The 6,953-nt window shown below is 51.8% G+C and carries 4 protein-coding genes and 1 pseudogene; 2 read left to right on the top strand and 3 right to left on the bottom strand.

Annotated features, from left to right (window positions below):
* Window positions 1–271: 271 nt before the first annotated feature.
* From CX664_RS28195 to CX664_RS15130, 3 genes and pseudogenes are all read right to left on the bottom strand, one after another.
* A pseudogene (locus CX664_RS28195) lies at window positions 272–646 on the bottom strand (IS66 family transposase); the annotation flags it as partial.
* A gap of 870 nt (window positions 647–1,516) precedes the next feature.
* Window positions 1,517–2,917, bottom strand: coding sequence for a Re/Si-specific NAD(P)(+) transhydrogenase subunit beta (gene pntB / locus CX664_RS15125; protein WP_101747549.1), 1,401 nt, complete (start codon window positions 2,915–2,917; stop codon window positions 1,517–1,519).
* A 15-nt stretch (window positions 2,918–2,932) separates the two neighbouring features.
* Entirely contained in the window at window positions 2,933–4,477 is a 1,545-nt protein-coding gene (locus CX664_RS15130; protein WP_101747550.1) for a Re/Si-specific NAD(P)(+) transhydrogenase subunit alpha, read from the bottom strand.
* 435 nt (window positions 4,478–4,912) lie between these two features.
* Between CX664_RS15130 and CX664_RS15135 the strand changes: the two genes are divergently transcribed.
* Both CX664_RS15135 and glpK read left to right on the top strand, forming a co-directional pair.
* Window positions 4,913–5,068, top strand: coding sequence for a hypothetical protein (locus CX664_RS15135; RefSeq protein WP_219622207.1), 156 nt, complete (start codon window positions 4,913–4,915; stop codon window positions 5,066–5,068).
* A gap of 72 nt (window positions 5,069–5,140) precedes the next feature.
* Entirely contained in the window at window positions 5,141–6,649 is a 1,509-nt protein-coding gene (gene glpK / locus CX664_RS15140; protein WP_101747551.1) for a glycerol kinase GlpK, read from the top strand.
* Window positions 6,650–6,953: the final 304 nt, after the last annotated feature.

Raw genomic sequence — 6,953 nt, forward strand, 5'->3', positions numbered from 1 at the left:
TGCCCGTTGTTGTCTGTTCCACCTGGTAACCTGACATGGTTCGCTTTCTTTCTTGTTTTCGGCTGTTTGCTGGCTGGTGCCTTCCGGCTTCAGTGGCTGTTAACGGGGATGCCGTGTCTGCGGTTAATGAGGAGGAAAGTGACGGCATGGTTTCTTCGGGGATTACCTGTTTCCAGTTGGAGAATCGTCTGGGGATGACAACAATAGAACTGAACTAGTCAGCCCGGTAAAGTTCCAGGCAGCCGGTATCAGGGAAGGCTGACCTGTTTTGTCAGGCAGTCTGGCTGTGAGATGTGTTTCGGGATAGCGCACCGCTGGCTTTTACATTCCAGGGCGGGAGTGCTTCCAGCTTCTCAACCGTATCCGCATACGGCAGTTCCTCCAGTACGTAACAAAGGTACTCGGAAGGCTCCAGTCCATTGGCTTTGGCACTTTCGATCAGGCTGTAATAAATGGCGCTGGCCCGGGTGCCATCAGGGGTATCGGCAAACAGCCAGTTGCGGCGTCCCACAGTCAAGGGGCGAATGGCATTCTCGGCAGCGGCATTGCTGATGTTCAACAGGCCGTCTTCACAGTAAATGATCAGCTTTGGCCACTGGTTCAGGGCATAACCGATGGCATTATGAATCAGGCTGCCAGGTTCAACCCGGTTTATATTCCAATGGCACTGACTTAAGCTTAAAAACCCCGAAAACATGGGGATTGATACAGGTTTAGAGATTTGAATTGGAACCACAAAGCACACAAATGCCCATGGCGCGTGAAAATATTTTGCGCCACCCTCAGGGGATGAAAAATGGTTAAGCAAAATATTTTTCACGGCAAAGAGCACTAAGAAGAGCTTTTCTTTTCCTTTGTGCTCTTTGTGTGCTTTGTGGTTCCAATCGCCGGGTGCCTTAAAGCCCACGTATGACAAGGCTTTCACCCTTAAGTCAGTGCCATTGGTTTCAGGACTGGTCGATGGTGAGGTTGAGGCAGGAGTACCGGTCGGTTCTTTACTGGCTCCCGGATTATGGTCTTGCGACGTCTCACCCCCACAACCCGGCAGGCTGGCCAGCGCCATACAGGCCATAGCCACCTGGTTAATAGTATGGAAATAGCTATCGGCGGGTATGGCTCTCTGGGCCAGACGCAGGGCCAGCTCTTTAGGTTGAATTTTCAGCTGTATCCATGGACCACCCGGCTGGTCAGACCGTTGCCCGGGATCAAAGTCCGGATGAAAGGATTTAGCCACTGACTTGCTGATACTCCAGAATCTCGACCAGACAGAACCTTGCCCAAGGCTATGGCCGCTATCAGTGGCAGCCGAATCAGACGGTGGTGTCATGGTTACGCAGGAAGTGAGTACAGGGGTCATTTCAGGGCCTCCGGGTTTAAAAGATTCGGAGTACAAATGTAGATGCAAATAAGAATGATTGTTTTTTATTTTTAGCAGTACCTGGATTACTGAGAGGTCTTGCCAGAAATGTTCCGGGCTGACAGCGTTTGCTGACAGCCGGAAGGAAGGAAGGGAATATCAGAACTGTTTGAGAATCTGCTCAACGCTGTCGGTGGCATCACCAAACAGCATACGGCTGTTGTCACGGAAGAACAGTGGGTTCTGAACCCCCGCATAACCGGTAGCCATCGAGCGTTTGAAGACGATCACTTCTCCGGCTTCCCAGACCCGCAATACCGGCATACCGGCGATTGGGCTGGTTGGGTCTTCAGCCGCCGCCGGGTTCACCGTGTCGTTGGCACCGATCACCAGAACCGTATCGGTATCGGCAAAGTCATCGTTGATTTCATCCATCGCTTCCACGATGTCATAAGGCACTTTTGCCTCTGCCAGCAGTACATTCATATGACCCGGCAGACGACCGGCTACCGGGTGGATACCGAAACGAACGTTGATCCCACGGTCCCGCAGCTTCTTGACCAGGTCACGAACCGGGTGTTGAGCCTGGGCAACCGCCATACCATAGCCAGGGGTGATAATGACACTGGCGGAGTTCTTCAGCTGTTCCGCAACGTCTTCTGCGCTGACTTCCGTATAGTCACCCTGCTCACCACCTTCGACGATCGTCCCCTCTGCGGTACCAAAGCCACCCAGAATCACCGAAATAAACGACCGATTCATGGCTGCGCACATCAGGTAAGAGAGGATGGCACCGGAAGAACCCACCATGGCACCGGTAATGATCAGCAGGTTGTTGCCCAGCATAAAGCCAGTCATGGCCGCCGCCAGACCTGAGTAAGCGTTCAGCATGGAGACCACCACCGGCATATCGGCACCGCCAATACCCAGCACCAGGGTGATACCAAAGGCAAAGGCCAGCAGGGTGACCAGCACCAGGGCCAGAATACTGTGCTGCTGTACATAGACAACCCCCATCAACACCGCCAGGCCAAGGATAGCCAGGTTGGTCCAGTGCTTGCCGGGCAGTGATACCGGACGGCTGGAAATCTTGCCATGAAGCTTCAACGCCGCTACTACCGAGCCACTGAACGTCACCGCACCAATAATAATCCCGATAAAGATTTCCGAGCTGTGAATCAACTGCTCAGCGGACATGACCAGGTCTTTCAACTGACCAGCCAGTGAGTCATTGACTTCCAGCGCACTGGCAAAACCAATCAGTACGGCGGCCAGACCACCAAAGCCGTTCAGAATGGCCACCAGCTGTGGCATTTCCGTCATCTGGACTTTAATCGCCAGATAAAGACCAACACCCGCACCCACTATCATGCAGAGCGTTACCAGAGTAATGCCGGCAATATGGGCATGGGCCAGGGTGGCCAGAACAGCCACCACCATCCCGGTGATACCGTAGATATTGCCGTTTTTTGCCTTATCCTGTCGGCTAAGCCCGGCAAGACTCATAACAAACATTAATGCAGCGACCAGATAAGCCGCTACCAGTAATCCTTCAGACATTGCGGGCGACTCCTGTTAATCCAGACGGAACATCTTGAGCATCCGCTGGGTAACAGCGAATCCACCAACAATATTGATGACAGCGACCGTGATGGCGATACCCGACAGGGCAAGTACGATATTGTTGTCACTGCCCATCTGGACCAGACCACCAACCACCACAATGCCGCTGATGGCGTTGGTAACACTCATCAATGGCGTATGCAGCGCAGACGTCACATTCCAGATAACGTAATAGCCGACGATGGAAGCGAGGACAAAAACGGTAAAATGTTCCAGGAAACTGCCGGGAGCCGCGTTAGCCACACAACCAAAGAGTACAGCCCCGACAGCCATCAGTACCGGCTTCAGCCAGGGCCTGGCCTTTGCTTCCTGCTCGGGCTCTTTAGCCACCACTGGTTCCGGCCCAGCAGCCGGGGCGGCACTGACTTTCACCGGGGGGGGTGGCCAGGTGATGCTGCCGTCACGGATCACGGTCAGGCCACGGATCACTTCATCATCAAAGTTGATATCAATCTGCCCATCCTTGTTTGGACAGAGCAGCTTCAGCAGATTCACCAGGTTAGTGCCGTACAGTTGCGATGACTGGGTAGGCAGACGGCTTGGCAGATCGGTATAACCGATCACTTTTACACCATGGGCGACAGTGATCTGGTCCTTGACGGTACATGCACAGTTACCACCGGTCTGGGCAGCCAGATCGACAATAACACTGCCGGGCTTCATGGCCTTGACCATGTCTTCGGTGATCAGCTTTGGTGCCGGTTTGCCGGGAATAAGCGCCGTGGTGATGATGATATCAACGTCTCTGGCCTGCTCCATAAAGAGTGCCATCTCAGCATCAATAAACGCCTGGCTCATCTCTTTCGCATAACCATCGGAAGAGTCCTGTTGTTCTTCCTCTTCCGGTGAAAAGACCAGCTCGAGAAACTCCGCCCCCATACTCTCAACCTGCTCTTTGACTTCAGGCCGGGTATCGAAGGCACGCACAATGGCACCCATACTGCCCGCTGCACCCAGGGCAGCCAGGCCAGCAACACCGGCACCAATGACCAGCACCTTGGCTGGCGGAATTTTACCGGCCGCCGTGATCTGGCCATTAAAGAAGCGGCCAAACTCGTGGGATGCCTCAACCACCGCACGATAGCCACCAATATTGGCCATTGAGCTCAGGGCATCCAGGGACTGTGAGCGCGACAGGCGCGGTACGCTGTCCATTGCCAGAATGTTCACATTGCGCTGGCTAAGCTTATTCATCAGCGCTTCATTCTGGGCTGGCCAGATGAAGCTGGCCAGGGTAGCGCCATCTTTTAGCAGTGCAATTTCACCATCAATAGGCGCGTTCACCTTGAGAATAATGTCTGAATTCCAGACTTCATCACGATCAACGACCCGGGCACCAGCCTGAGTAAATGCTTCATCCCCAAAGTTCGCTTTTACCCCTGCACCTCGTTCAATGACGACGTCAAAACCGAGCTTCTGCAACTTGCCCACGGTATCGGGCGTTGCAGCAACACGATTCTCGTTTTCCTGGATCTCTCCAGGGATCCCTATGCGCATAACGGTCACCGGAAGCTAAATTAATAGACTTTTCATTCAGTGCATCAGCACTTCTGAACCGGATACAAGGAGCCAGTTCAGAGTGCTTACCCAATCAATAATGCTGGAACTTTTACTGTAAAAACGACCAACGTTCTTACCTGATTTGTACATTGACAAGGTCACAGGAACCGACAACATACGACATCATTCTCACACCAAAAATTCAGGCATATTGAGCTGTTTCATAAGATGGAAACCCCGTGCAGGCAGACTGTCTCAGAAGCCCTTCTTATAAATCAGGGCACACATAGTAAGTGATTTTTTGACAAAGTGGTAATTAACAACAATTGCTGGTGGGATTGCCTATTTACCTGTATGCCGAAAACTTTGGCCAACTTTGATAATTCACAGGCAATCTTGCTCTGGCACTATGGGTCAGTGTTGAGTGATGAAATGTTAACTGTACGAGCCAACCCCTATTTCTGGGTACCGATTGTTGCTCCAATCTGTGGTGCCATGACCGGCGCATGGCTTTACATCAATGTGCTGGGTAGGCAGGTAGAACCTGCTGTGTGCGCCACACCTGGTTGTGAAATCAGCATCGCCTGATCGATTATTAGCCGATTTTTGTGAGAAGGTAGGGGTAATACCCCTGCCAGCTAAGGAATTAAGGAAAAAAGAATGACCACTGAAAAGAAATACATTGTTTCTCTTGATCAGGGTACAACCAGTTCACGGGCCATCATTTTTAACCACGATGGTGACATCGTCGGTACTTCTCAGCGGGAATTTACCCAGTATTATCCTCAACCGGGCTGGGTTGAGCACAACCCGATGGAGATCTGGGCGACCCAGAGTTCGGTTCTGACCGAGGTGCTGGCAAAAACCAATATTCGCCCGGACGAGGTGGCCGCTCTTGGTATTACCAATCAGCGTGAAACCACTGTTGTCTGGGATAAAACTACCGGTCAGCCGGTCTATAACGCCATTGTATGGCAATGCCGTCGTACAACGGAGATCTGCGAACAATTAAAAAAAGCCGGTCTGGAAAGTCATATCCGTGAAACCACCGGTCTGGTTCTGGACGCCTATTTCTCTGGCACAAAAATCAAGTGGATTCTTGATAACGTCGAAGGTGCCCGTGAAAGTGCCGAGAAAGGTGACCTGTTGTTCGGTACCGTGGATACCTGGCTGACCTGGAAGCTCACTAATGGCCGCGCCCATGTGACGGATGTAACCAACGCTTCACGGACCATGCTGTTTGATATCAACCGTCTGGAGTGGGATGACACCATTTTGCAGACGCTGAATATTCCACGCAGCATGCTGCCTGAAGTGAAGTCCAGCTCGGAAGTGTATGGCAAGACCAACATCGGTGGTGAAGGCGGCACCCGGATTCCGGTGGCTGGTATGGCAGGTGATCAGCAGGCTGCCCTGTTTGGTCAGATGTGCCATGAGAAAGGCATGGCCAAGAACACCTATGGTACAGGCTGCTTCCTGTTGATGAATACCGGTGAGGCTCCAGTGAAGTCTGAAAATGGTCTTTTAACGACCATTGCCTTTGGTATTGATGGCAAGTTGCATTATGCCCTGGAAGGCTCTGTCTTTATGGGTGGGGCTTCTGTTCAGTGGCTTCGTGATGAGCTTGGCCTGGTTCGTGATGCGGCAGATACCGAATATTTTGCCAGCAAAGTAAAAGACACCAATGGTGTATATGTCGTACCGGGCTTTGTTGGCCTGGGAGCGCCCTACTGGGATCCTTATGCCCGTGGTGCCATTTTCGGTCTGACCCGTGGTGCTAACCGTAACCATATTGTGCGTGCCACGCTGGAAGCCATTGCTTACCAGTCCCGTGATCTGATTGAAGCGATGCAGCAGGATGCCGGTATCGAAATGAAACAGCTGCGTGTGGATGGTGGTGCTGTTGCCAATAACTTCCTGATGCAGTTCCAGTCAGATATTTTGAATAAAGAAGTGGTTCGCCCAACGGTGACGGAGTCAACAGCAGCGGGTTCGGCTTATCTGGCAGGTCTTGCCGTTGGTTTCTGGAAGAGCATTGATGAGCTTAAGGACAAGGTAGGCGTTGATCGTGTTTATACTCCGGTGATGGATGATGAGCAGCGTAGCGGGTTGTACAAAGGCTGGAAGAAAGCCGTAGAACGCAGCCTGAAATGGGAAGACCAGGAATAAACGGAAGTGTTCACGGGCTCAGGGTGCATTTGCTACCCTGAGCAATGCTTTGGCCAATGTGTGTTGTGGAGTCTGGTAGCCGATCTACACAACCGTAGTCTTATAAATCAAATCTTGTTTCACAGCATTCCTGTTCTTTTGGACAGATTCTTTCCGTCTTCCATACCCACAGTTAACGCGAAGGCCGACTTTTGACATCACATAAGGCATGACTACACCTTAACCAACCTGCCCTCTAAAACAGATTGCTTAATAGCCGGTGACAGTCATGCCTGAAGAAGAGTTTATCATTAATGTCTTTTGC

Source organism: Endozoicomonas acroporae, assembly GCF_002864045.1.
Classification (GTDB): Bacteria; Pseudomonadota; Gammaproteobacteria; order Pseudomonadales; family Endozoicomonadaceae; genus Endozoicomonas; species Endozoicomonas acroporae.